17 protein-coding genes, 1 pseudogene and 1 riboswitch are annotated in these 25848 nt (G+C 64.6%); of the genes and pseudogenes, 8 read left to right on the plus strand and 10 right to left on the minus strand.

All coding sequences use genetic code 11. The annotated features are described in order from the left end of the window. Both GE253_RS25915 and GE253_RS18425 read left to right on the plus strand, forming a co-directional pair. A pseudogene (locus GE253_RS25915) lies at positions 1–983 on the plus strand (heme utilization protein); the annotation flags it as partial. Positions 984–1357: 374 nt separating this feature from the next. Next, entirely contained in the window at positions 1358–2302 is a 945-nt protein-coding gene (locus tag GE253_RS18425) for a hypothetical protein (RefSeq protein ID WP_153205621.1), read from the plus strand. Positions 2303–2350: 48 nt separating this feature from the next. On the opposite strand, the gene GE253_RS18430 is transcribed toward GE253_RS18425, so the two are convergent. From GE253_RS18430 to pseB, 3 genes are all read right to left on the minus strand, one after another. Next, a complete protein-coding gene (locus tag GE253_RS18430) occupies positions 2351–2815 on the minus strand; it encodes a 6,7-dimethyl-8-ribityllumazine synthase (RefSeq protein ID WP_153205622.1) in 465 nt (154 codons plus the stop codon). A 77-nt stretch (positions 2816–2892) separates the two neighbouring features. Beyond that, a riboswitch (FMN riboswitch) is annotated at positions 2893–3026 on the minus strand. 86 nt (positions 3027–3112) lie between these two features. Continuing rightward, positions 3113–4327, minus strand: coding sequence for a UDP-4-amino-4,6-dideoxy-N-acetyl-beta-L-altrosamine transaminase (pseC, locus tag GE253_RS18435; RefSeq protein WP_348770896.1), 1215 nt, complete (start codon positions 4325–4327; stop codon positions 3113–3115). After that, the gene (gene pseB, locus GE253_RS18440) at positions 4324–5349 is read right to left on the minus strand and encodes a UDP-N-acetylglucosamine 4,6-dehydratase (inverting) (RefSeq protein ID WP_173012718.1); all 1026 of its coding nucleotides are present in this window, start codon (positions 5347–5349) and stop codon (positions 4324–4326) included. Before pseB ends, pseC begins: the two co-directional genes overlap by 4 nt. A gap of 164 nt (positions 5350–5513) precedes the next feature. Here pseB and GE253_RS18445 point away from each other — a divergent pair, with 164 nt between their 5' ends. Beyond that, on the plus strand, positions 5514–10451 hold the full coding sequence (locus GE253_RS18445) for a tetratricopeptide repeat protein (protein WP_153205625.1): 4938 nt from the start codon (positions 5514–5516) through the stop codon (positions 10449–10451). Here GE253_RS18445 and GE253_RS18450 read toward each other — a convergent pair. Both GE253_RS18450 and GE253_RS18455 read right to left on the minus strand, forming a co-directional pair. Next, on the minus strand, positions 10436–11077 hold the full coding sequence (locus tag GE253_RS18450; protein WP_153205626.1) for a TIGR02466 family protein: 642 nt from the start codon (positions 11075–11077) through the stop codon (positions 10436–10438). The two genes, GE253_RS18445 and GE253_RS18450, sit on opposite strands and share 16 nt — an antisense overlap. A 51-nt stretch (positions 11078–11128) precedes the next feature. Beyond that, positions 11129–12007: a hypothetical protein gene (locus tag GE253_RS18455; protein WP_153205627.1), complete on the minus strand. Its 879-nt coding sequence runs from the start codon at positions 12005–12007 to the stop codon at positions 11129–11131. Between the two features lie 618 nt (positions 12008–12625). Between GE253_RS18455 and purT the strand changes: the two genes are divergently transcribed. From purT to GE253_RS18475, 4 genes are all read left to right on the plus strand, one after another. Next, positions 12626–13834 carry a formate-dependent phosphoribosylglycinamide formyltransferase gene (gene purT / locus GE253_RS18460; protein ID WP_282183243.1) on the plus strand — a complete coding sequence of 403 codons (1209 nt, stop codon included), beginning with the start codon at positions 12626–12628 and terminating at the stop codon, positions 13832–13834. 10 nt (positions 13835–13844) lie between these two features. After that, complete coding sequence (locus GE253_RS18465) at positions 13845–15059, plus strand: MFS transporter (protein WP_348770897.1); 1215 nt, start codon at positions 13845–13847, stop codon at positions 15057–15059. A gap of 343 nt (positions 15060–15402) precedes the next feature. After that, the gene (locus GE253_RS18470) at positions 15403–16656 is read left to right on the plus strand and encodes an efflux RND transporter periplasmic adaptor subunit (RefSeq protein ID WP_173012720.1); all 1254 of its coding nucleotides are present in this window, start codon (positions 15403–15405) and stop codon (positions 16654–16656) included. A 46-nt stretch (positions 16657–16702) separates the two neighbouring features. Further along, positions 16703–19792: an efflux RND transporter permease subunit gene (locus GE253_RS18475; RefSeq protein WP_153205630.1), complete on the plus strand. Its 3090-nt coding sequence runs from the start codon at positions 16703–16705 to the stop codon at positions 19790–19792. A gap of 72 nt (positions 19793–19864) precedes the next feature. Here GE253_RS18475 and GE253_RS18480 read toward each other — a convergent pair whose 3' ends face one another. Genes GE253_RS18480 through GE253_RS18495 form a run of 4 tightly spaced genes read right to left on the minus strand, consistent with a single transcriptional unit; the run spans position 19865 to position 24543 of the window. Beyond that, on the minus strand, positions 19865–20416 hold the full coding sequence (locus GE253_RS18480) for a biliverdin-producing heme oxygenase (RefSeq protein ID WP_153205631.1): 552 nt from the start codon (positions 20414–20416) through the stop codon (positions 19865–19867). Next, complete coding sequence (locus GE253_RS18485) at positions 20413–21843, minus strand: HWE histidine kinase domain-containing protein (protein WP_153205632.1); 1431 nt, start codon at positions 21841–21843, stop codon at positions 20413–20415. The genes GE253_RS18480 and GE253_RS18485 overlap by 4 nt, the downstream gene beginning before the upstream one ends. Next, positions 21840–22292: a response regulator gene (locus GE253_RS18490; protein ID WP_153205633.1), complete on the minus strand. Its 453-nt coding sequence runs from the start codon at positions 22290–22292 to the stop codon at positions 21840–21842. Before GE253_RS18490 ends, GE253_RS18485 begins: the two co-directional genes overlap by 4 nt. 1 nt (position 22293) lies before the next feature. Then, the gene (locus GE253_RS18495; RefSeq protein WP_153205634.1) at positions 22294–24543 is read right to left on the minus strand and encodes an ATP-binding protein; all 2250 of its coding nucleotides are present in this window, start codon (positions 24541–24543) and stop codon (positions 22294–22296) included. 154 nt (positions 24544–24697) lie between these two features. On the opposite strand from GE253_RS18495, the gene GE253_RS18500 reads away from it, so the two are divergent. After that, positions 24698–24973, plus strand: coding sequence for a hypothetical protein (locus GE253_RS18500; RefSeq protein WP_153205635.1), 276 nt, complete (start codon positions 24698–24700; stop codon positions 24971–24973). On the opposite strand, the gene GE253_RS18505 is transcribed toward GE253_RS18500, so the two are convergent. Further along, positions 24945–25769, minus strand: a complete 825-nt coding sequence (locus GE253_RS18505; protein ID WP_153205636.1) for a transporter substrate-binding domain-containing protein — start codon at positions 25767–25769, stop codon at positions 24945–24947. The two genes, GE253_RS18500 and GE253_RS18505, sit on opposite strands and share 29 nt — an antisense overlap. Between the last annotated feature and the right edge of the window lie 79 nt (positions 25770–25848).

A 25848-nucleotide genomic window follows, 5' to 3' on the forward strand; every position in this document is an offset into this window, starting at 1 on the left:
AGATGCGGGCGCTGACCTCTTCGCAGATCGCGGCACTGACGACGACGCAGATCGGTGGTCTGACGACGACGCAGATCGGGGCGCTGACGACGACGCAGGTGCGTGGTCTTGAGACGACGGACATTGAGGCATTGTCGTCCGACCAGGTTCTGGGTCTGACGTCCGGCCAGCTGACGGCGCTGACGACGACGCAGCTTGGGTCGATTGAGACGACGGATCTTGTGGCTCTGACGACGACGCAGCTGCGTGGTCTCACCTCCTCGCAGATCGCCGGTCTGACAACGACCCAGGTCCCCAGTCTGACGGAAACGCAGATTGGTGGCCTGACGACGACGCAGTTGCGTGGTTTTCAGACGACTGATATCGAGCTCCTGACGACGACTCAGATCACTGGTCTGGCTTCCAGTGCTCTCGGTGCCCTGACGACCGCCCAGTTGCAGGCACTGACGACGACAGCCGTGGTTGCGTTGGATACGACCCAATTGGTCGGTTTGACTTCAACCTTGGTGAGCGCGTTGACCACCACTCAGGTTGATGCGTTGACGAGCACTCAGATCGGTGGCCTCACGACCACTCAGATCAGGGGGCTTGAGACCGCAGACCTCGGCGTTCTGACGACGACGCACGTTGCCGGCCTCTCGACGACCCAGATCGCCGCTTTGACGACCACGCAGGTCCGCTCGCTCAACTCGACGGTAATTAGCGGCTTGTCCACGGATCAGTTGCTCGGCTTGACAACCTCGCAAGTTGTTTCGCTTAGCACGACTCAGCTCACCTCGCTGGACACGACGCAGGTTGCGGGCTTGACGACGGCCCAGGCACGGGCGCTGACAACGGTGCAGATTGCCGCCTTCACCACAGACCAGATCGGCGGGTTGGAGACGACGGATATTGCAGCGATGACGGATACCCAGGTTCGGGCCTTCACTTCTGCTCAGGTTGGGGCGATGACTACCGATCAGGTGAATGCATTGTTCGCCTGATTTGGACCTGCCGACCGGCTCACGCTGCCGGTCGGCAGGCCTCAATGATAACTGACGATCTGAACAGTGGAGTGGGAGGTGCGTAAACGCTTCCCACTCCACAAATTTATGTGCACATTGATCTGTGGCATCGCAGATTGACTGTTCGGCGTACCCGGCTCGAATGAGAGCAGCGCCCGATAGTCCCGGTGTGGTTCAATGGCGTAAATGGTGGATAAGTCGGGCCGAAGAGGGGGGCGAAAATGGGCTTTGTGGAAAAACATCTCAGGGCCAGCCTATCGGTGCTGGCGCTGGTAGTTTTGGTCCCGGCGGCACTGGCGTCTACGCCTACCAATAATATGCGCACTGAGCCGGTGTTAAAGGATTGTGCCGGCTTGCCGGGCCCGCGCGTGGATATCCGTGATCATCAGGAAGGCTGGGTGGATGTCCGCTTTACCGTGAAGGCGGATGGATCAATTGCCGATGCTGTGGTGGCCGGTACCCATGCTGCGGCAGGGGAAAGGCTGACGGCCGCTCTTTCCGTTGCCAGCCGTTGCCGGTTCACGCCCGGCACCCTGAAAGGTGCCCCTGCGGATACGCTGAACCAGACCCAGCGGGTCTTTTTCCAGATGGACCCGCCGGACAAGGCTACGGATTACGAGCTGGTCAAGCGCTTTAAGGATGTACGCGATTATCTGGAAAAGGGCGCGTTTGAGAAGGCCGCCGACACGCTTGACCGGATTGAGGGGCAGAGCAGCAATCTCTACGAGATTTCACAGGTATTGAGCCGGCGGGCTGCCCTGGCCGTGCGTCAGGGGCAGCCGGTGTTGGCGCTGATGTATCTGCGGCAGGTCGAACCCAATGCCGATTATATGACCGCGGAAGAGCGTCAGGCCCTGCAACGCCTGCGCCTGCAGCTTGAACTGGACCTGGGGCTGCCTGTGGATGCCGCGCGCACAGCGGCCCTGATTGCTGATCTGGGCCGTCAGAATGGCGACAAACCGCTGCAGGACCGGCTGGCGGCGCTGGAAAAGACGGTGGCCGGCAATGCCGCCTTTGGCGTACAGGGGCGTCTACCTCAGCAATGCCCCGCTGACCTTTGTACTGGTGGCCGGGTGGAATGGGTCTACCATCCATCCAACCGCACCATTTCTCTGGCGAATATCCAGGGCAACCTGGACAAGGTGACAGCCCGTTGTCAGGGCAAAACCTATGAGGCCAGGGCCGAGGCGGGCGTCAGCTGGACTATTCCCGCCAGTTGGGGGGATTGCGCGGTGGCCGTTTCCGGCCAGCCGGGCAGCAGCTTTCAGCTGGTCGACGAAAAGCTGCCGCCGGCATGACAGAAACCCGGCCACCGGGATAGCGATGGCCGGGTTCTGATTAATGGCTTATGGCAGCTTTGCCAGCGCCGCCACGGTGCTGGCGCAGGCCATGGCCGCTTCCTGGCCCTTCTTCACGAAATGGTCGCGGAAGAAGCCAGTATGCACATCATGTTCATGGAAATGATGCGGCGTCAGCACGGCGGAAAATACCGGCACGCCGGTATCCAGCTGTACCCGCATCAAGCCGTCGATCACGGCCGAAGCCACGAAATCATGCCGATAGATGCCGCCATCGACCACGAAACCGGCGGCGACGATGCCGGCATAGCGCCCGCTGCGGGCTAGTTTCAGCGCGTGCAGGGGAATTTCAAAAGCGCCCGGCACCTCGAACAGATCGACATTGCCGGCGGGAATGCCCAGATCGCCGATGCTGGCCAGGAAACTGTCGCGCGCATTATCGACAATATCGCGGTGCCAGCAGGATTGGATGAAGGCGATGCGGGTATCGGGAGAGAAATGAAACTGATTCATGGTCTTCCTTTCTGGACCAGAATCAGGGCATGGCGGCAGCGTCAGGGCCCGACCCGTCTGGGCCGCCCCCTGGCATTGCCTGTCCTCTTTCATCCGGACTATAACCGTCGGCTCCGGAATCTCACCGGATCTGCTGGACCCCGGCCGGGTGGCCGGGCGCTCGCGGGCTGTACCGCCGGTGGGGACTTTCACCCCGCCCTGAGAGACAGCAGCACCCGGATTGGATGCCACTGACGCCGCGATAGCAGGAACAGCACGGCACCGCAATATCCCAATAACACTCCCCTACTGTGGGAATTATGCGGCAACAATGCCGCTGATGGCTGCCACCACCCGATCCAGATCGGCCATCGACATGCCGGCATAGAGCGGCAGCGAGAGGCAGTGTTGATACCAGCCCTCCGCACCCACCAGTTCCAGGGCCCCATAGCGCTGCTGATAATAGGGCTGGCGATGCACGGGGATGTAATGCACCTGTGATCCGATGCCCATGGACCGCAGCCGTGCCATGAAGGCGCTGCGATCCAGCCCCAGGGCGGCGAAATCCAGCCGCACGGGATAGAGATGCCAGCCCGGTTCCGCCCCTGCCACCCGCGCCACCGGCAGCAGGCGAGGGGCCAGGGGGGCGAAGGCGGCATCGTACAGGGCCACCAGCTTGCGCCGTGCGGCCAGGAAATGCGCCAGCTTATCCAGTTGCGAGCGGCCAAGGGCGGCCTGGATATCGGTCATCCGGTAATTGAAACCGATCTCCGGCATTTCATAATACCAGGGGTTGGGCTTGCCATCCGCCCCGGTGGCGGCCGCCCCATCCTGAAAGGCGCTGGCATCGCGCACCATGCCATGGCTGACCAGCCGGCGCAGCCTTGCGGCAAGCGCATCGTCATTGGTGGTCACCATGCCGCCTTCGCCGGTGGCCAGGGTCTTCACCGGGTGGAAGGAAAAACAGGCCATGGCTGCGCGGTCACAGGCCCCCACTTCCACCATGGCCCCGTCCCTGCCGGGCAGCCGGGTACCGATGGCGTGGCAGGCATCTTCCACCAATGCCAGCCCGCGTTCGGCGGCCAGATCGGCCAGCCCCGCCATATCGGCGGGCTGGCCGGCAAGATGCACCGGGATGATGGCGCGCACCCGCCAGCCCTGTGCCTCCGCCCGTGCGATGGCGGCTTCCGCATGGGCGCGGCGCATCAGGCCGGTTTGCGGGTCCACATCGGCAAAGGCCACCTCCGCCCCGACATAGCGGGCGGCATTGGCACTGGCAAGAAAGGTGATGCTGGGCACGACCACCGCATCCCCCGGCCCAATGCCCAGGGCCAACAGGGCCAGATGCAGCGCCGCCGTTCCATTGGCGCAGGCAATAGCATGTTTGGCCCCGACCTTTGCGGCAAAGGCCAGTTCAAACCAGCCGACCTGCGGCCCCTGGGTCAGCCAGTCGCCCCGCAGCACCTGGGTGACGGCCTCGATATCCGCCTCATCCAGATATTGTTTTCCATACGGAATGAAGCCGCCACTCACGCCGGTCGCTCCAGCAGCGGGCGCAACGTCTCTGGCGTCAACCATTCCGGGTTCGTATCGGATCGGTAGGAGAAACCATCCGGCACCGGCACAGCCCCCTGTTTGGTGTAGGGCGCGCGATCCCACCAGTTGAAAGATGGTTCGATCACGTAACGATCCAGCAGTTCCACGGTCTGACGGGCATCATCCTCGGTGATCATGATCTCGTGCAGTTTTTCGCCCGGCCGGATGCCCACAACCTTGTGGGGCAGGGTGGGGGCCATGGTGCGTGCCAGATCGACAATCCGCATGGAGGGGATCTTGGGCACGAAAATTTCCCCGCCCTGCATCATGCCAAAGCAGGAGGCGACGAACGCCACCCCCTTGTCCAGGGTGATCCAGAAGCGGGTCATCCGCTCATCCGTGATGGGCAGATGCGTCGCCCCTTCCTCCACCAGCTTGCGGAAGAAGGGCACCACACTGCCGCGTGAGCCCACCACATTGCCATAGCGCACGGCGCAGAAGCGGGTGCCGACAGAACCGGAGAGGTTGTTCGACGCCACGAAAATCTTGTCCGACGCCAGTTTGGAAGCACCATACAGATTGATCGGGCTGGCCGCCTTGTCGGTGGACAGCGCCACCACCCGCTTCACCTTATTATAAATGGCGGCGTGAACAACATTCTCCGCGCCGTTGATATTGGTGCGGATACATTCCAGCGGATTATATTCCGCCGTCGGCACATGCTTCAGCGCGGCAGCGTGGATAACATAGTCGATTTCCCGCATCGCCATGTCCAGCCGCTGCTGGTCGCGCACATCGCCGATAAAAAAGCGCAGCACATCCCGGTTATCCAGATCGGCGAATTGCTGCTGCATCTCATATTGCTTGAACTCATCCCGCGAGAAAATCACCAGCCTGCGCGGCTGCGCCTGGGTCAGCAGATAGCGGGCGAAGCGCCGGCCGAAGGAGCCGGTTCCCCCGGTGATCATGATGGCGGCACCCTTGAACAGGGCGGCGGGGCTGCTGGCTGTGGCGATCATGCCGGGCGCTTCCATGGGCGTGGCGGGCGGTTTGGTCTTGGAATGGAGTCTAACCAGTTTATCCAGCCGGGTTAAGCATTTCCGGCCAATGCGGGGTTGGTATGGCGCTGAAGGCTGGGCTAGACTGCCGATCCCGCCACGGCCGACACTGAACCGGACCCGGAATGGACCCGAAGAACAATGTGAAAGCCGACTCGCCGGCTGCCCTGCTGGACCGGGCGATCACCCTGCATCAGGGGGGCGATGCGGCCGGGGCTATCCGGCATTACCGGTCCTATCTGGTGCAACGGCCGGGTGACCTGCAGGCCAGCCACTTGCTGGGGCTGGCCTTGTGGCAGGGGGGGGAACAGGCAGAAGGGCTGGCGCTGGTGGCGGCGGCAGCGGACAAGGCGCCCGGCGCGCCCAGTATCCAGAATAATTATGGCGGCCTGTTGAAGGCCTTGGGCCGATACCGGGAGGCGGAACGCGCCTTTCGCCGGGCGCTGGCGGCCAAGGCGGATTTTGCCGATGCCTGGAGCAATCTGGCGGCTGTGCTGATCGATCTGGGCCGCCCGGCCGATGCCGTGGCCGCCGGGCGGCGCGCCATCGCGCTGGCCCCGATGGCGGCGGGGGGCTGGGCCAATCTGGGTGTGGCACTGCTGGAATGCGGCCGGGTGGGGGAGGCGGAGCAGTGCCAGCGTCGCGCCATCGCCCTGGCCCCCACTCTGGCCGTTGCCCATGCCAATCTGGGCACCTTGCTGCGGCTGAATGGTCAGGTTCAGGCGGCGGTGGATTGTTTTGATGCCGCAACAAGGCTTGATCCCGGCCAGCCCGTGGCACGGTTGAATCTGGGGCTGGACCATCTGGCCCATGGCCGGTTGGGGGTCGGCTGGGATTTCTATGCCGACCGGTTCCGTGCCGGCCATCGCCCGCCTGCCGCCGTCTTGCCGCTGCCGGTATGGCAGGGGGAGCCGCTGGCTGGCCGCCGGCTGTTGATCCGCCCCGAACAGGGGTTGGGGGATGAGATCATGTTTGCCAGCGCCGTGCCTGATCCGGCCCGGCTGGGCGGCGTCCTCATCCTGGAACTGGGTGCACGGCTGGTGCCGTTGGCCGCCCGTGCCCGGCCGGATATCCAGGTGGTACCCGCAGGGCAGGCGGTGGCGGCGGATTGTCAGGTGGCGGCGGGCGATCTGGCCGGGCTGCTGTCGCGCGATCTGGGCGGCTTCACCGGTCAGCCCTGGTTGAAAACCGATGCGGGTGCGGTGGCCGTCTGGTGCCAGCGGCTGGCAGCCTTTGCCCCCGGCCAGTTGCGGATTGGTTTCTGCTGGCGCAGCGGGCTGTTGAGCGCCGGCCGGCTGGACATGTATAGCCGGCTGCAGGATTGGGCCCCGTTATTCACACTGCCCGGCATCTGTTGGGTGCCGCTGCAATATGATCTGGCGGAACCGGCCACGGCGGCAGAACTGGCCAGGGCCGGCCAGCGCTTCGCCACGCCCGAGGCGCTGGGCGCGTCGCTGGACCTGCGGCAGGATCAGGATGGGGTGGCGGCCCTGATGGGGGCGCTGGATCTGGTGATCAGCGCCGGCACGGCGGTGGCGGAACTGGCGGGTGCCCTGGGCGTTCCCGTCTGGCGTTTCGGCAGTGCGGACGACTGGACCCGGCTGGGCACCGGCGTGCGCCCCTGGTATGGCACCATGCGCCTGTTCCCCAGCCCGCCGGGCGCCCCGGCCTCTGCCGCCATCCCGGCCCTGGTGCAGGCGCTGGCGGGTCTGCGGAACGGTGTGGAGAAAGCGCAGGCCCCGCCTGCTGCTGCCCCCTCGCTGGAAGAAAGCGTTGCCGCCCACCGGGCGGGTGATCTGGGCCGGGCGGAGGCGGGTTACCGCGCCCTGCTGGCGGTGGAACCGGGGGAGGTTGATGCCGCCCATCTGCTGGCTTTGGTGCTGTTGCAGGCCGGGCGGGCGGCGGAAGCCCTGGTCTTTGTTGATCAGGCCCTGGCCGGCGATCCTGATTTTGCCAATGCCCATAATTCACGCGGCAGCATCCTGAAGACCCTGGGGCGGTTGGGGGAGGCCGCTGCCGCTTTCCGTCAGTCCCTGGCGCTGCGCCCGGATCAGGCGGAGGCCTGGGCCAATCTGGGGGCGACCCTGACGCAACTGCGCCGCCCGGCCGATGCCATCGCGGCACTGCGCCGGGCCTTGGCCCTGCGGGCGGACTATCCGCGGGCTCTGGCCTCCCTGGCCACTGCCTGGCGGGCCATGGGCGAACCGGCGGCTGCGGTGGCGGCCAGCCGGCGGGCGCTGGCCCTGGACCCGACCCTGGCCGATGCCTGGAGCGATCTGGGGTTGGGGCTGGCGGCACTGGGCGAACCAGCGGAGGGGCTGGCCTGTCAGGAACGGGCACTGGCGGCCGATCCCAGCCATGCCGAAGCGGCGATCAATCTCGCCACCCTGTACGCCAGCATCGGGCAGCCGGTGGCAGCAAGGGTGGCGGCGCAGCGCGCGCTGGCCATCCGCCCCGGCGACCCGCGCGCCCGCTACAGTCTGGGCCTGCTGCAACTGGCCGCCGGCGATCCGGCCGCCGGCTGGACTGGTTATGCGGAGCGCTTTGCCTGTGGGGAGGTGCGGGGCACGCCTGACCTGCCCCTGCCGCTGTGGCAGGGGGAGCCGCTGGCTGGGCGCCGCCTGCTGGTGCAGCGCGAACAGGGGCTGGGGGACGAGATCATGTTCGCCAGCCTGTTCGGGCATCTCACAAGGCTGGAGGGGCCGGTGACGGTGGAGGCTGATCCCCGCCTGCTGCCCCTTCTGTCGCGCCGTTGGCCGGGCCTGCGCTTTGTCATCGCGGGGCGGGCCGAGGATCAGGATTTGCGCGTGGCGGCGGGCAGCTTGGCTGGCCTGCTGGCCCCCGATCCCGCCGGTTGGGACGGGGCGGCCTTTCTGGCGCCGCGCCCCGATCTGGCTTCCCGCTGGCGGGACCGGTTGGCGGCCCTGCCACCGGGCCTGCGTGTCGGCCTGTGCTGGCGCAGCCAGCTTCATACCGGTGACCGGGCGGGCGGTTACACAATGCTGACCGACTGGTTGCCCTTGTTCCGGCTGCCCGGCGTGCAGGTGGTGAACCTGCAATATGATGATGCCAGTCAGGAGATCGACCAGCTGGCCCGCCATCATGGGGTGCGCCCGCATGGCTGGGACGATCTGGACATGAAGAATGACCAGGAGGGGGTGGCCGCCCTGATCGCCGGGCTGGATCTTGTGATCACGGCCCCCACGGCGGTGGGGGAAATGGCGGGGGCGCTGGGTGTGCCGGTCTGGCGCCTGTCGGAACGGAGCGACTGGTCACGGCTGGGAACGGGTGTGCGGCCCTGGTTTGCCGCGATGAATATAGCCACCGTACCGCCGCGAACGGCGGTGGCGGCGCAGGTGCCGGCGGTGGTGGCGCGGCTGGCCGCCTTGCTGGCAGGTGCGGCCCCCGATCCGGAACAGTCCCTGCGCGCCGGCATTGCCCGGCAGAGCGGGGGCGACCCGGCCGGTTCCATGGCGCATTACCGCGCCGTGCTGGCCCAGCAGCCGGACCATCCGGTTGCCCTGCACCTGCTGGGGCTGGCCCATCACCAGCAAGGGCAGGGTGAACAGGGCAGGCCGTTGATCGAACGGGCTGTGGCCCTGGCCCCGGATTATGCGGCCGCCTGGGGTAATCTCGGCAACTTGCATCAGGCGCTCAATGACCCGGCCGCGGCCGAGGGGGCTTTGCGTCAGGCCCTGGCACTGCGGCCAGATTCAGCGGAAAGCTGGACCAATCTGGGCAATGCCCTGCGCCAGCAGCATCGGTTGGCAGAGGCCGTGACCGCCCATGATCGGGCGGTGGCGCTGCGGCCGGACTGGCCTGTCGGTTACGCCAACCGCGCCACCGCCTTCAAGGAAATGGAACGGCTGGGCGATGCCGCCCGCGATTTTCAGCGGGCGCTGGCGTTGGGCGGGGATACGGCGTTGAATTTCGCCGGGCTGGCCGATGTGCGACGGCAGGTGGGTAATCTGCCCGAAGCAGCCGCCGCGCTGCGTCAGGCCACCCTTCGGGTTCCGGGGGATTCGGAACTGTGGAACCAGTTGGGTCAGTTGGCACAGGCGATGGATGACCGGCCGGCCTCCATGCAGCATTACGACCGGGCGTTGGCCCTTGATGCGGGCCTGGACAGCGCCCGGCATAATCGCGGGATGCTGGCTTTGCGCCAGGGCGATCTGGCCAAGGGGTGGGACGGTTACGCCGCGCGCTACCGTGCCAACGCCGTCGTGCAGGGCCGGGCCTGCGATATCCCGGCCTGGCAGGGGGAGCCGCTGGCCGGCCGGCGGCTGCTGGTCTGGGGGGAACAGGGGCTGGGCGACCATCTGCTGTTCGCCGCGCTTTATCCGGCTTTGGCGGCCCTGGACGGGCAGGTGATATTGGAATGTGACGCCCGTCTGGTGGGGCTGTTCAGCCGATCCTTCCCCTGGGCGCTGGTGCGGGCGGTACAAGCGGGGCCAATGCAGGCCGATTGCCAGATTGCGGCCGGTGATCTGGCCGGGTTGTTCTGGCAGCATCTGGGGGATCAGCCGTTGCTGCCTTACCTGCGGCCCGAAGCTGCGCGGGTTTCGACGTGGCGGGAGCGGCTGGCGGGGCTGGGGCCGGGCCTGACGGTTGGCCTCTGCTGGCGGTCCAGCCGGCTGACGGCGGCGCGCAGCAGTTCCTATCTCAGCATGGCGCAAATGGCCCCGCTGGCCGCCGTGCCTGGTATCATCCTGGTCAATCTGCAGATGGGGCTGGAGGCGGTAGAGCGGGCGGCCGGGGATCGTGCCGGCGTGCGCCCGCGTTGTTTTGCCGATCTGGATTTAAAGGATGATCTGGAAGGGCAGGCCGCCCTGATCGCCGGTCTGGACCTTGTCATCACCGCCCCCACGGCGGTGGGGGAGATGGCGGGGGCGGTCGGCACGCCGGTCTGGCGGCTGATCGGGCCGGACTGGACCAGCCTGGGCACCGGCGTGCGCCCCTGGTTCAACGCCATGCGCCTGCTGCATCCACAGCCAGCGCGCGCCGTGACCGCCGCCGCCAGCTTGCTGCGCCGCCTGTCGCCGGGGGCTCAGCGCCAGGCGTAATTGAAGCTGATGGAAATGCGTTCGCTTTCCGCCTGGTTCAGCACCACCTCGTGTCGCAGCCAGCTTTCCCACAGCAGCAGCGTGCCGGGGGTGGGCTGCATGGGTACGAAGGGCTGCATGTCGCGCGCGGCCTTGGGCTTGCGCGGCGGGGCGGCCATCATCAACGCCAGACGGGGATCTTCAAAGCGCAGCGCGCTGGCCCCTTCCGGGATTTCCACATAATAGGTGCCGCTGATCACGCTGTTGGGATGGATGTGCGACCCGTGGAACCCGCCGGGGTCCAGCACATTGATCCACAGGCTGTCCAGCTCCAGCTTGCGGTCGCCCAGGCTCCATTCCTGCAACTTGGCATAGGCCTTCACATGCCGGTCCAGCTGGCTTTTCAGCGTCTTCACCGCCGGGAAGCGCCAGGGCAGATCGTCCAGGGAGGAATAGGAAGTATAGCCGGGATAGCCGTTCTTGGCCGACCATTTCTGACCGGCGGCGTCATCCTCCGACGCACTGCGGCAGCAGGCGGCCAGCTCGTCATTCAACGGCAGCATCTCGGCCAGCAGGGCGCGATAGATGCGGGTGGCGAACAGGGTTTCGAGCGCCGGGGCGGCGGCTTGGATCGTATCGTCGGTCATGAGACCAGCATGTACGTCCGCCACCCCGGCGTCGTCAACCGGATCGGGTGATCAGATCAGATCGGACACGGAAGAAACCGTAACGATGCGTCCTTCCGCCTCACCAAAGATCAGGTAATGGTCCAGCGGATTCACCCCGGCCGCCTTCACATCGCCATGGCGGGTGAGATAGTCGGAGGTATCGAAGAAGGCGGACGGGTCACGCCCCTCCCGCCAGCCATAATCCTGGTAATGCTGCCAGGCCGTGATCTGACCCTTGGCAACAGCGTCGGCCACATCCTTGTTGGTGGACAGATAATAGTCCTTGTCGAACAGCAGATGCGGGTCACGGCCTTCAAACCGGCCATATTTGACGAAATGCTCTTCGCCGCTGGCCAGGAAGCCGGCTTTGATGGCCGCATCCACATCGGGATTCTGCTGGCGGTAGAAATTCTCATCGAACAAGCCGCCTTCCACCCGCTTCACATGCGGGGCGTCCAGCACATTGACCCGGCCGTTGACGACCAGGAATTCCACATTGGTCAGCGTGTCGGTGCCTTCCGACGTCGTGGTGACACGGGTGCTGCCCTTGTCGGTGAAGATGGTGGCGGTACCCGTGGTAGAGATCACCACGGCATCAATGCCGCTGCCGCCATCGAACTTGTCATTCCCCTGCCCACCATAAAGGATATCATCACCGCCCAACCCGTTGATCACATCATCGCCGCTGCTGCCGCGCAACTTGTCCGCCAGTGCTGTACCATTGATGGTGTTGGTGGTCGTGGACGGCATCTGCGTCACACCCAGACCATAATAGCCAAAGCTGCCAGGCACATATTCAAAGCCAACGGACAGTTTGTAGATGCCACTGCTGGTCGGTTTGAAGTCGATGATCGTGTCGGAACGGGGGGATTCGGTGATGCCGTAATCGCCACCATCCTTGTAACCCATCAGGTATCCCTGATTGTCGTAGATAGACAGCGTGGTAGTATAATCACTGGATACGGAAATGAAAAGATAAGTCTCCCCCGCTGTCAGATATACATTGATGAAATCAGAAATCTCTGACGTCGTCAAAGTTCCACCAAGGGTGTCAGAAATACTGCCATCCGTCTGGGTATTAAGGGTCAATGACCCATCCGGGAAGCGCCATGACTCCAGTGTCGTGGTTTTGTAAGCGTCAGTTGCGGTCCAATATGGATTACGGCTGGTCATTTACTGCTCTCCCAATGATGATCGCCGCTGCCTTTGGCAGTCTGGGCTTTGCCCATGGCAAGAGAATGGCGGCCGATTGTGGCGAATATAATCTTGAATTATGCCTATTCCGGGAATTGCTACCCCACTTGTACCAGCGGCATGAAATCCTGACCGATGGTCAAGACTTCATGCCCCTCAATCGCCGGCGCCAGCATCCGCTGGCTTGGCTACGCCACACGAGCGGCGCGGCGGCAGTCGCCGCCGTACCAACGGTCATAATTCATGACCGTTGGTATTACGCAGCCATGCCCCCTGGGCTGGGGCCCTGTGTGATTTCTCTGGCTGTTGCCGGCGGCGGTTGGCTGTATGCCGATGCCAGCCAATTTCCATCGGACGGAACGACCTGCCATGTCCTTCACGGCAAAAATCCTGCTTCTGGGCTCCGGCGAGCTGGGCCGCGAATTCGTCATTTCAGCCAAGCGCCTGGGGGCGCAGGTGATCGCCTGCGATGCCTATGACAATGCGCCGGCCATGCAGGTGGCCGATGGGCGGGAAGTGTTCCCCATGCTGGACGGGGAGAAGCTGCGCGCCGCCGTGGAAAAGCACCGGCCCGATTTCATCGTGCCGGAGGTGGAGGCCATCCGCACCGAAATGCTGGCGGAGCTGGAGGTGGAGGGGTTCCGTGTGGTGCCCACCGCGCGCGCCACGCAGATGACCATGAACCGCGACCGTATCCGTGAACTGGCCGCCGTCGATCTGGGCTTGCGCACCAGCCGTTACCGCTATGCCGAAAGCTTTGATGAGGTGCAGGCCGCCATCGCCCATACCGGCCTGCCCTGCGTCATCAAGCCGGTGATGTCCTCCTCCGGCAAGGGGCAGAGCACGGTGAAGGAAGCGGCAGCGCTGGAAGCCGCCTGGAATTACGCGGTTGCCAATATGCGCGGCGACCGCGCCAAGGTGATCGTCGAGGAGTTCATTCCGTTCGAGTATGAAATCACCCTGCTGACGGTGCGCACCAAGGATGGCATCGTCTTCTGCCCGCCCATCGGCCACCGCCAGGAACGCGGTGATTATCAGGAAAGCTGGCAGCCGATAGCCATGCGCGCCGACCTGTTGGAAGCGGCGCAGGAAATGGCGGCCAAGGTGGTGAATGACCTGGGCGGTCACGGCATTTTCGGGGTGGAGTTCTTCGTCACCCAGGATGAGGTGATCTTCTCCGAACTCAGCCCCCGTCCGCATGATACGGGCATGGTGACGCTGGCGACGCAGAACCTGTCTGAATTTGACCTGCACGCCCGCGCCATTCTGGGCCTGCCGATCCTGGGCGTTTCGCTGCGGGGGGCGGGGGCCAGCGCGGTGATTCTGGCCGATCGTAATGCCGATGATTTCGGTTTCACCGGCGTGGTGGCGGCATTGGCCACCGGCCGGCCGGACCAGAATGTCGATCTGCGCCTGTTTGGCAAGCCCGTCACCCGCCCCTATCGTCGCATGGGCGTGGCCCTGGCGCTGGGTAGCGACACGGATGAGGCGCGCGCCACCGCGGCGGAGGCTGCCGGCAAGGTGAAGATCGAGTACCGCTAAGGGGGCGCCCGTGACACAGGGCGAACCGGGGCAGGGGGTGGCCGCCGACGGGCGGATCGCCGTCGGCACCCCCGCTTTCCGGCGCACCAGCCTGGCCATGGCCGGGGCGGGCCTGACCACCTTCGCCCTGCTGTACCATGTGCAGCCGTTGTTGCCTCTGCTGGCCGACACGTTCAAGGTGGGGGCGGCGGAAAGTGCCTTGTCCCTCTCACTCTCCACCGGGGCGCTGTCCATCTGCCTGCTGCTGGCGGGCAGCCTGTCGGAGGTGGTGGGGCGCAAGCCGGTGATGGTCGGCTCCCTGCTGCTCTCCTCCCTGCTCACCATCGCGGTGGCGCTCACCCCTTCCTGGCCCGCGCTGTTGCTGGCGCGCATGTTGACCGGCGTTGCGCTGGCCGGCTTGCCGGCCATCGCCATGGCCTATCTGGGGGAGGAAATGCAGCCCAAGGCCCTGGGGCTGGCCATGGGGCTGTATATTGCCGCCTCTGCCCTGGGCGGCATGGTCGGCCGGCTGGTGACGGGCATTGCCGCCGATCATCTGGACTGGCACTGGATTGTCGCCGGGATCGGGACGCTGGGGTTGATCTCCGGCGCGACGCTCTGGCACCTGCTGCCGCCTTCGCGCCAGTTCCGGCGCCAGTCGCCCGATCCCCGGATTCTGATCGGCAGCCTGCTGGCCCAGTTCCGCGATCCGGGCCTGTGCATCCTGTTCGCCCTGGCCTTTCTGCTGATGGGCAGCTTTGTCGCCATCTATAACTTCATCGGTTTCCATCTGTTACAGCCGCCTTACAACCTGTCGCAAAGCGCCATCGGCCTGATCTTCAGTGCCTATCTGCTGGGCATGGGCGGGTCGGCCTGGATCGGGGCGCTGGCCCTGCGGGTGGGACGGCACCGGGTGTTGCCGGTGGGTATCAGTCTGATGGCGGTCGGCATGGGTTTGACGGCGCTGACCCCACTGCCGGCCATCATTGCCGGCATCGCGCTGATGACCTTCAGCTTCTTCGCCGCCCATTCGGTGGCCAGCAGTTGGGTCAGCGCGCGGGCGACAACCGGCAAGGCGCAGGCATCCTCGCTTTACCTGTTCTTTTATTACATGGGCTCCAGCTTTGTCGGCAGCGGTGCCGGTCTTGCCTGGGAACGGGCGGGCTGGGCAGGGGTGGTGGTGCTGGTGGGGGGGCTGTTGGCGCTGGCGCTGTTGCTGGCCCTGTCCATGCGCCGCCATGCCTGAACAGAGAGCGTCATTGTTTCAAGGTGTTACAATCCCCTGTGCCGCTGCCCCTATCACCTGTGGTGGCGATATTCCACGGGATTATCGGGCGCTGACCTGTCCAGCTAGCCACCCCGGGCAATGCTGTTGATGCATAGCAACAGGACGGTCTTTAACCGAAGGGGTGGTCTGTAAAATAACGTTACATGCCGGAAACCATCCGCCGCTTTCCCTGGGCATATGCCGGTTGTATTGTCCCGATTGGTTGGGGGACGACGGAGCGCTGTGAAAGCTGTTTCCGGCGAAGGGTTCCCCTTATTCGGAAACCCCGCCCGCAGCCGGGGACGATAATATGGTGACACCCATGAGCATTCAGCCGTTGCCCTCCCGCGCCGAGCAGAGCCAGCCACCTTTCGCCCTGCGTCAGCCGCCGGCCCGGCCTGCCCGTGGCAAGTTGAAATGGATCATCGGGGGCTTGGTCCTGGTGGCCTTGATCGGGGCTGGCACCTGGCTGGCACTGAAGCCGCAGGGCAAGACCGGCCCCGCGACCGCCGCCGGTGACCATAAGGGCGGCAGCGTGCTGACCGTCACCACCACCAAGGTGACGGAACAGACGGTTGCCCGCTCCATGCTGGTCACCGGCTCGCTGGCCGCCTGGGATGAACTGCCCATCGGCACCCAGACATCCGGTCTGGCCATTGTCGAGGTGCTGGTGGATGAAGGCGACAGCGTAAAGGCTGGCCAGCTGCTGGCCCGTTTTGATGATAGTGTGCTGCGTGCCGATCTCGCCTCACGCGAGGCATCGCTGCGGGAGGCCGAGGCGCTGGCGGCGGAGGCTGATGCCAATATCCGCCGCGCGGAAGACCTTGCTCGTACCGGCGCCATCTCCACCCGCGATCTGGATTCCCGCCGCTCCACCGCGCTGACCACCAAGGCCCGCGTGCGCGTGGCAGAGGCGGCGCGCGATCAGGCGGCCGTGCGCCTGAAACAGACGGAGGTGCGCAGCCCCACCGATGGCACGGTCTCCCGCCGCAATGCCCGTCTGGGCGCGGTGATGTCGGCGGGTGGTACGGAACTGTTCCGCATCATCCGTGATGATCGGGTGGAACTGGTGGCCGATGTACCGGAAATCGACCTGCGTTCCATGCAGGTGGGCCAGCCGGCCGAACTGTCCATGACCGATGTCCAGGGCAAGCCCTTTGTCGGCACGGTGCGCTTGATCTCCCCCGTGGTGGATGTGAAGACGCGCATCGGAACGGTGAAGATCGCCGTGCCGCATGATCCGCAGCTGCGCCCCGGCATGTTCGTTTCTGCCCGCGTTACTACCGGCAGCCAGCAGGCCCCGGTGGTGCCGGAAGCGGCACTGGTTTACCGCGACGCCCGCACCTATGCCGTCGTCGCTTCCGCAGAGACCGCTGCCAATGGGCACCGCAAGGTGGAAGCACGCGAGCTGGAGGTGGCCAGCCGGGCTGATGGGCGCGCCGCCATCACCAAGGGTCTGAAAGCCGGGGAAGAGGTGGTGCTGACCGGTGCCGCCTATCTCAAGGATGGGGAGGAGGTGAATGTCACCGCCACCCCGACTGGCGGTGATATCAAGCCGCTGCCGGTGCAAGAATAACCACGCCGTCCGCACGCACGCTATTCCCACGCGAAGGAACCCGGTCATGAGCCGTGGCAATATCTCAGCGGTCGCCATCCGCAACCCGGTGCCCACCATCGTTCTGTTCATCATCCTGACGCTGGCGGGCATGATCTCCTTCTGGCGGATGGATATTACCGGTAACCCGGATATCGACTTCCCAGTCGTCAATGTCAATGTCAGCCGCCCCGGTGCCGCTCCGTCGGAACTGGAACAGGAGGTGACGAAGAAGATTGAGGATGCGGTCTCGAACATCACCGGCATCGACCATGTGCAGTCGACGGTGACGGACGGTAATTCCAACACCACCATTGAATTCAAGATCGGCTATGACACCGACCGCGCCGTCAATGACGTGCGCGATGCGGTCAGCCGCATCCGGTCCGATCTGCCGCAGGATATCTATGAACCCCAGGTGCAGCGGCTGGATGTCACCGGGGATAGCATCCTTTATTACACGGTCTCTTCCACCCACCGGTCGGTCGAACAGCTTTCCTGGCTGATCGACAGCGACATCGGCCGCACCCTGAAGCGTGTCGATGGCGTGGGCGAGGTGGAGCGCATCGGCGGCCTGCAGCGCGAAATCCGCGTCAATCTGGACCCGACGCGGATGATGGCGCTGGGCGTCACCGCCGGTGAGGTGAACCAGCAGCTGCAGCAGCTGAATGTCGATATGCCGGGCGGCCGGGGCAGCGTGGGTGCGACGGAACAATCCATCCGCACCCTGGGCCGTGCCCAGTCGGTGGATGATCTGCGCAACCTGGAAATCGCCATCCCCGGCGGGCGCAAGGTGCGTGTGTCGGACATTGCGGAGGTGGTGGACGGCACCTCGGAACTACGCAATGTGTCCCGCCTGAACGGCGTGCCGGCCGTGGGTTTCGCCATCAACCGGTCGCCCAATTCCAGCGAGGTCACCATCTATAATGGGGTGGTGAAGGCGCTGGACGAGTTGAAGGCACAATATCCCGACCTGACCTTCAAGCTGATCATCTCCAACGTGAAATTCACGGTGTCCAGCTATCACGCCTCCATCGAGGCGCTGCTGGTCGGGGCGGTGCTGGCGGTGGGTGTCGTCTGGTGGTTCCTGCGGGACAGCCGTGCGACGCTGATTTCCGCCCTGGCCATGCCTTTGTCCACCATCCCCACCTTCCTGGCGATGGATATGCTGGGCTTCACGCTGAATGGCATCACCATGCTGGCTTTGGCCCTGGTGGTGGGTATTCTGGTGGATGATGCCATCGTGGAGATTGAAAATATCGTCCGCCATATGAACCAGGGTAAACGGCCATACAAGGCGGCCCTGGAGGCGGCGGATGAGATCGGGTTGGCGGTGGTGGCCACCACCATGACCATCGTGGTCGTGTTCGTGCCAGTCTCCTTCATGCCCGGTGTGGCCGGCCAGTATTTCCGCTCCTTCGGGATCACGGTGGCGGTGGCGGTGCTGTTCTCCCTGCTGGTGGCACGTCTGCTGACCCCGCTGATGGCAGCCTATCTGCTGAAGCCGGTGGCCCATCCGGAACCGGAAGCCGGCCGCTGGACCCATCGTTATCTGGCGGCGCTGAACTGGTGCCTGCGTCATCGCAAATCGACCATCGCCGCCGGCTTTCTGTTCTTCGTCGCTTCCATCGGGTTAATGACCACCCTGCCCACCGGCTTCCTGCCCAGCCAGGATATCGGCTTCTCCAACCTGCAGATGGAAATGCCGCCCGGCACGAATTTGCAGCAGATGGATGAGATGGTGCAGCGCGCCGCCCTGATCCTGAATGCTCAGCCGGAGGTGGATGCCACCTGGGCGCGGGCCGGTCGTGGCGGGCAGGTGCGCAAGGGCTCCATCATCGTGATGCTGAAGGATCGGTCGGGACGTGTGCATCAGAAGGATTTCGAAACCCGCGTGCTGCCGGAATTGCAGAAGCTGCCGGGTATCCGCTTCAGCTTCAATTCCACCGGCGGCTTCGGCAACCGCGATGTTTCCATCATGCTGACCAGCGAGAATGGCCCGCTGCTGGATGAACATGCCGCCAAGGTGCTGGCGGAAATGCGCCAGCTGCCGATGTTGAAGAATGTCTCCACCACCGCGCCCTTGCAGCGGCCGGAGATTCAGATCAAGCCGATGTTCGACCGTGCGGCCGAACAGGGGGTCTCCGTTTTCGCCATCGGTCAGGTGGCCAAGGTGGCGACGCTGGGTGAGATCGACACCAATTCCGCCAAGTTCAACCTGGGCGACCGGCTGGTGCCGATCCGGGTGCAGCTGGATCGGGATATGCGCGGCGATCTGGATGTGCTGGCCAATCTGCGGGTCCGCACCAATACCGGCGCCACGGTGCCGCTCAATGCCGTTGCAGATATCACCATGGGGTCGGGTGCGGTACAGATCGACCGCTTTGACCGCGCCCGCCGCGTCTCCATCCAGGCTGACCTGAACGGGGCGGAGCTGGGTGATGCGATGAAGGCGATCAATGCGCTGCCCTCCATGTCGCACATGCCGACAGGTGTCTCCAAGCCGGCCTATGGCGGGTCGGAGCAGATGCAGATCCTGTTCATGGGCTTCCTGGTGGCGCTGGGCACCGCCTTCCTGCTGATCATCGCGGTGCTGGTGCTGCTGTTCCATAATTTCTTCCAGCCGGTCACCATCATGATGGCGCTGCCCTTGTCGCTGGGCGGGGCGGTGATCTTCCTGCTGATCTTCGGCATGTCCATCTCCATGCCGGCGCTGATCGGTATCCTGATGCTGATGGGGATCGTCACCAAGAACTCCATCCTGCTGGTGGAATATGCCATCGTCGCCATGCGCGACCATGGGATGAGCCGGCTGGAAGCGTTGACGGATGCCGGTGCCAAGCGCGCACGCCCCATCATCATGACCACGATCGCCATGATCGCCGGCATGGTGCCGATTGCCGCCGGCTGGGGGGCGGATACGGAGTTCCGCCAGCCGATGGCGGTGGCGGTGATTGGCGGTCTGGTGACCTCCACTCTGCTGTCGCTGGTGTTCGTGCCGACCTTCTTCACCCTGATGGATGATCTTCAGCGCAAGATGAGCCCGCTGTTCAGCCGGCTGGTCACGCCGAAGGAGCCGGAACTGCCGCTGCGTCCGCATGTGGTGGATGGGGAGTGATCCGGGCGATCCCGGAAACGGAAAGGGCGGTCCCACGGGGCCGCCCTTTTTTCTTGGAAAGACTTATGAAGATCAGATCGCAAACCTTTGTTCAAGAATGGAGAAGGTTTGCTTGGCGCCGCTCAGCAACCGGTCGGCAGCTGACCCTTCCGCCGGATGTCGGGCCAGCCGCTCCCGCATCGCCGCCCACATCGGCCCGTTCTGCCGGCCATAGCCCTGGAAATAGGCATAGCCCGCCCCGTTCCGCAGGCCCAGCCGCGTTTCCAGATGCCGGGAAATCAGCTGTCCGCCTAGGGTAGAGCCTTCCAGCACATAGAGCGACCCCAGGGCCGCGCCGGCATCGCTCAGCGGCAAGGGGGCGGCGGCCGGCAAGGGGGTCAGCCCGAAATGGGCCAGATCGGCAGCCAGCAACGGCGTGCGGTCGCGCCCGGCCAGCAGGTCAGGCTCTCCTACCAGCAACCCGTGCGTCGGCGGCTGCCAGCCGCGCCAGAAGGCGTGGAAGCGGCGTAAAATGGCGTGATAGCGCGCCATGTCCAGGGTGGGGGAGAGCAGGTCCAGCGTCTTCTCCAACGCCTCATGCTGCGGTCTTGTCTCCTGCCGCAACCGCTCCAGCAGCAGGCTCATGCCCCATCACCCTGACCCCGCCGCCTTACCACGGCGGCGGTTGGCACGCGCATCCGCACCTGCAATCCATCGGGTTGCCAGTCGATCTCTGCCTTGCCGGCCAGTTGATGCTCCATGTTCTGGCGGATCACCAGCGTGCCAAAGCCCCGGCGCTCCGGCGGCGTCACCGGCGGCCCGTCGCTCTCCTGCCACTCCAGGCTCAAGTGTCGTCCCTGATCGGTAAAGCCCCAGTCGATGGAGAGCCGACCCTCGGGCAGTGACAGCGCCCCATGCTTGGCAGCATTGGTGGCCAGCTCATGCAGCACCATGGCAAAGGCTTGTGCTGCCTCCGGCACCAGCAGCAGCGGCGGACCGCTGATCTGGACATGGCTGGCATAGGGGGCCATTTCCTCCCGCACCAGCTGGCCCAGCTCCGCCCCCTCCCAGCGTGAGCGGGCCAGCAGCGTATGGGCGCGGGCCAGCGCGGCAATGCGGCCTTCGATGGTCTGCACGAAACTGTCGCGCGATGTCATGGGCGTCAGCCGCACCATGGCCAGCACCACCGCCAGCATATTCTTGGCCCGGTGATCCACCTCCTGCATCAGCATGGCCTGGCGTTCCTCTGCCGCGCGCCGTTCCGTGGTATCCAGTGTGATGCCGGCCATCCGCAGGGGCCGGCCCAGCGCATCATAGGTGCCGCGCCCGCGCAGTTGCAGCCAGCAAATGCTGCCATCCGCGCGCGGCACCCGGCATTCCACGGCCAGTTCAGTGCCATTTTCCAGTGCCGCGGTGACGCTTTGCACCACATGGGGCAGGTCATCGGGATGGATGGTGGCACGCACTGCCGCCCTGCTGACCGTCTCCGGCACCTGCTCCCCATCGCCCAGGCCCAGATGCCGGGCGCAGACGTCGGAAATCACCACCCGACTGCTTTCCACATCCAGTTCCCAGCTTCCCAGGTTGCTGGCATTCAGCACGAAGCGCAGCCGCGCCTCGCTGGCCTTCAGTGCTTCTTCCGTTTCCCGGTGCTGCTGGCGGCGGCGGGCCTCTGTCAGCGCTCGCAAAATGGCGGCGGGCAGCCGCTGCAGCCGTTGCTTGCCGACAAAATCAACCGCCCCGCTTTGCAGCGATTCCACCGCCACCTCTTCGCCCAGCACGCCGGAAACGAAGATGAAGGGCACATCCGGTACCGACTGCCGGGCCAGCGCCAGGGCCGCGTTCCCGTCAAAGCTGGGCAGGGCATAGTCGGAAAGGATCAGGTCGAAACCGCCTTCCTCCAGCGCCTGGATGAAGGCGACACGGGTCATCACCCGCGTGATCTCTACCGTCAGGCCGGTTTCGGCGATACGTTCGCGCACCAGTTCCGCATCGGCAGGACTATCCTCTACATGCAGGATGCGCACGGTTTCGGCGGCACCGGGCCGCAAGGCAGGATGGGACAGGCTCATAGGCGGGCGGCCTCACGCGGGGGCGGCTCGTTCAGCACGGCCCAGAACATGCCAAGATCACGGATAGCCATGAAGAAGGCCTGGAAATCCACGGGCTTGACGACGAAGGCATTGACGCCCAGCCGATAGGAGGCCAGCAGGTCGCGTTCCTCCCGCGAGGAGGTCAGCATCACCACCGGCATGGTGCGCAGTTCGGCCGTCCCTTTCAGCACTTCCAGCACCTGCAAGCCGTCTACCTTGGGTAGTTTCAGGTCCAGCAGAACCACCGCAGGGTCTGTGCTGTTGCGCGCAGCATAGCGGCCCCGGCGCAGTAGATAATCCAAAGCCTCCGCCCCGTCGCGCATGACCACCACATCATTGGCAAGGCCGCAGCGTTCCAGCGCCGCCAAGGTCAGCTCGATATCCTTGGGACTGTCTTCCACCAGCAGGATCGGTTTCAACTCCGCCATCTCAATCCGCTCCTTTCCAGACGGGCAAGGTAAAGAAGAAGGCAGCCCCTTCACCCTCCTTGCCCTCCGCCCAGCTGCGCCCGCCATGCCGTTCGACAATGCGGCGCACATTGGCCAGCCCGATGCCGGTGCCTTCGAACTCCTCCACATGGTGCAGGCGTTGGAAGACCCCAAACAGCTTGCCGACATAGGCCATGTCAAAGCCGACACCATTGTCCCGGACCGCGAACGTCACCTCATCCGGTCCTGGTCGTGCTGTGATAACGATTTCGGCTGGATTTCGCTCCCTGGTGAATTTCAGCGCATTGTCCAGCAGGTTCTGCATGACCAGCCGCACCATCATCGGGTCGGCGCGCACCACCCCCAGATCATCCACCTGCCAGCGGATGTCGCGCCCCTGCTGATCGGTGATCAGCCGATGGCGGGCTTCGCGCAGCACCTCATTCATATCGGTGCGTCGCAGGTTCAGCGTGGCGCGCCCCATCTGGGAGAAAGAGAGCAGATTATCCACCAGCGTGCCGGCGGCAAAGGCGGCCTCAATGATGCTGTCAATATAATGCCGGCCGCGCGGGCTGAACCGGTCGCCCTCCCGTTCCCGCAGCAGTTCGGCGAAACCGACAATATGGCGGAAGGGGGCCCGCAGATCGTGGGAGACGGAGTAGGAAAAGGCTTCCAGCTCCTTGTTGGAGCGTTTCAGCTCTGCCGTCAGGGCGGCCAGTTCCTCCGCCTTGCGCAGCACCACCCCGACAATGGCGGAGCGCAGTTCCGTCGCGGCCGACAGGGCCGCGTCGTCCCAGGCGGCGGACGTGTCGCTCACCGTCTCACGCCAGATGTCGAATGACCGGCGCGGGTGCAGGCGGCCATCCTCGACAGACACATGCTTCTCGCCGGGATTGCCGCCCCATTTCACGGTTTGAATGACCTCTGGCCGGAACCAGATCACATAGGCCGGATGGATTTGTGAGATGCCGATAGCCAGCATACCGGCGGCCTGATGCTTGAAGGCGGCGGATGGGGGCCAGAGGCCGGGCAGGTTATCCGTGGCGAAAACCTCCCGCTCCCCGCGTGCCACCAGCCAGGCGGCCAACGCCTCCACCTGTTCTGCGGCGGGGGTGTCGCCCATGCGGATGATATGATCCCCGAACAGGATGGCGACACCGGTCGCATCCACCAGTTGCCGCATGTCGCTTTCACTGCGGCTCAGCGCATCCAGGAAATTGTCCGATTCCGCCATGCGTGCCAGCAGCATCACCTGCAGCGCGCGCAGCTCGTTCCGGCGTTCCGATTGCGCTACCCGGCCCCGGGCCGCCACCTGCAGGGACAGGATCTGGCCCAGATGGTCACAGGCTGTGCGGGCGTGGAAGGGGATGCGGAACGGTTGGGCATGATGGCAGGAGATCAGCCCCCATAGCCGCCCATCGCAGAGGATGGAGACCGACATCGAGGCCAGCGTGCCCATATTGCGCATATATTCCAGATGTACGGGCGAGACACTGCGCAGGGCCGACATAGAGAGGTCCAGGCTGGCCGAGCCTGCGTTGCCACCGTCGGGCGCCAGCCCCAGCAGCGCCACCGGCTGATAATCGACATTGGGGATCATGCGCAGCCGGTTGCGCTGATAAAGGATGCGCGCCTGGGCCGGAATGTCGGAGGCCGGAAACCGCAGGCCCAGATAGGAAGGCAGGGTGCCATTGCCATTCTCGGCAATCACCTGGCCGTGCCATTGCGCATCAAAGCGGTAGATCAGCACCCGGTCGACACCGGTGATGCGGCGCATTTCGCGGGCTGCCAGCGCACACAGGGCCTGTTCGGTTTCAGCCTCATGCACGGTCTCCACAAAGGCGCGGACCAGCGGATAGACATCCTGGAAGGAAGAAGCGCCGCTGCCAGCCTCCTCCTCCATCTCCAGGATCACCAGATCATCGCTGCGATGGGCCAGCACATGCAAAGGGCTGCTGCCGCCCTGGTGTGGTGCCAGGGTGCAGAGATGGTGGGGCGGCCCTGGCTCTGCCATGCGGATGGCGGACAGTGCCGGATCGGGCAGGTCCGGCATGGCGACATCCAGCCGCACCCCCAAGGGTGATTCGCAATCCGGCCCCAGATAGGTGCCGGCATTGGCGCTGGCATAGCGGATGACCAGCGTCTCCGGGTCCAGGGCCAGCAGAAAACCGAAAGGCTGGATAGCGCCCGGTATATGGATCGGCTCCCGGTCACAGATGGAAAAATCCGGGGGAGCGGCGCTTTCGGTCATGCCTTGCCTTCTATGCTCGGGGCCTCCTGAAATCCTATACAGAGTTGGAATCAATCCCGCGACCAGACGCCCTGCCTATCGCTTGGGGTTTCCGCTTTACCCATAAAGTCGTATTCATCTGGAGAGGGCGGTCTGAGAGGGAGCATAGGAACTGATGACTGACGCGATCAGGCAGGTCAGGGCAAGGGCACGCCGCAAGGCGGCCGGGCTTGTGCGTCTGGAATTCTGGGTGCCGGCGGACAGGCGGGATCAGGTGCGCGCGCTGGTGGGGGAACTGCTGGCCCAGGGACCGACTGCGCCGGAACCGATTTTGGTGGAGCCGCCGCCGGAACCTGCACCCACCGCCCTGCCGACGGCAGCTTCTGCCGTGCCGGAGGTGGCGGGGCGCCGCCGTCGGCTGATCACCGATATTGGCGGTTTGCTGGATTGATCCCCGGCCCTTCTGCGGCCTGATCGGCCTGTGCGGCTGTGGCATCGGGGCCCAGCCGCTGCACCATGGCGGCCAGGGCACCATCGTTCCGCAAGGTCTGGAGGGCGCTGTTCACCGCTGCCACCGGGATGGAGCCGGCTGGGGACACCAGACAGGCGCGCGATATGGGCGGAAGGCCCAGCGTTTCCGGCTGTGCCGTTTCGGCCAGGGCCGGGTTTGCCCGCGTTGCCTGCCGCCAGGCCGTGGCAGACAGAACCACGGCATCAAGCCGGCCGCCGGCCAGTTTGCGGAGATTGGCCGTGTCACTGCGGGCATCTTCCCGGATCAGGCTGCTGTTGTTGAACAGGCTTTCCAGCATCGGCGGATAGACAGCGCCCAAGACAGAGCCGACCCGCATTCCCACCAGCCCGGCCAATGTCGGGGGGCCGTTGAAATGACGGGAGAAGACAATAATGTCCTGTTCAATGAAAAGCGGGGTACTGAACGCACTCCCGGCAAAGCCGGGTTCCTGACCGCTGCTGGCCAGGCAATAAAGATCGATATTGCCGCTTACCAGTTCCGGGCCCAGCCGGTTGCGGGGCAAGTGTCGGAACTGGGGGTCGCGGTCCAGTATCTCTGCCAGCGCCAGCCCCAGTTCATGCAGGAAGCCGCCAGCAAGATCGCCGTCATTTATCCAGGCATAGGGAGGTTCATTGAAATCGCCATAGGCCATGATCAGATTGCCCTGGCGGGCGCAGGCGGGCGATCCGCATACCACCGCCATGCCCAGCAACATGGCGCCGATCCACCCTCGCATTCCTTGGCTACCCCATTTCCTTAAAGAGAATTCAACGTAGCGGATGGAAGAATGTGGGGTCAAACAAAGAATTTATAAT

Source organism: Niveispirillum sp. SYP-B3756, from assembly GCF_009495745.1.
Taxonomy (GTDB): domain Bacteria; phylum Pseudomonadota; class Alphaproteobacteria; order Azospirillales; family Azospirillaceae; genus Niveispirillum.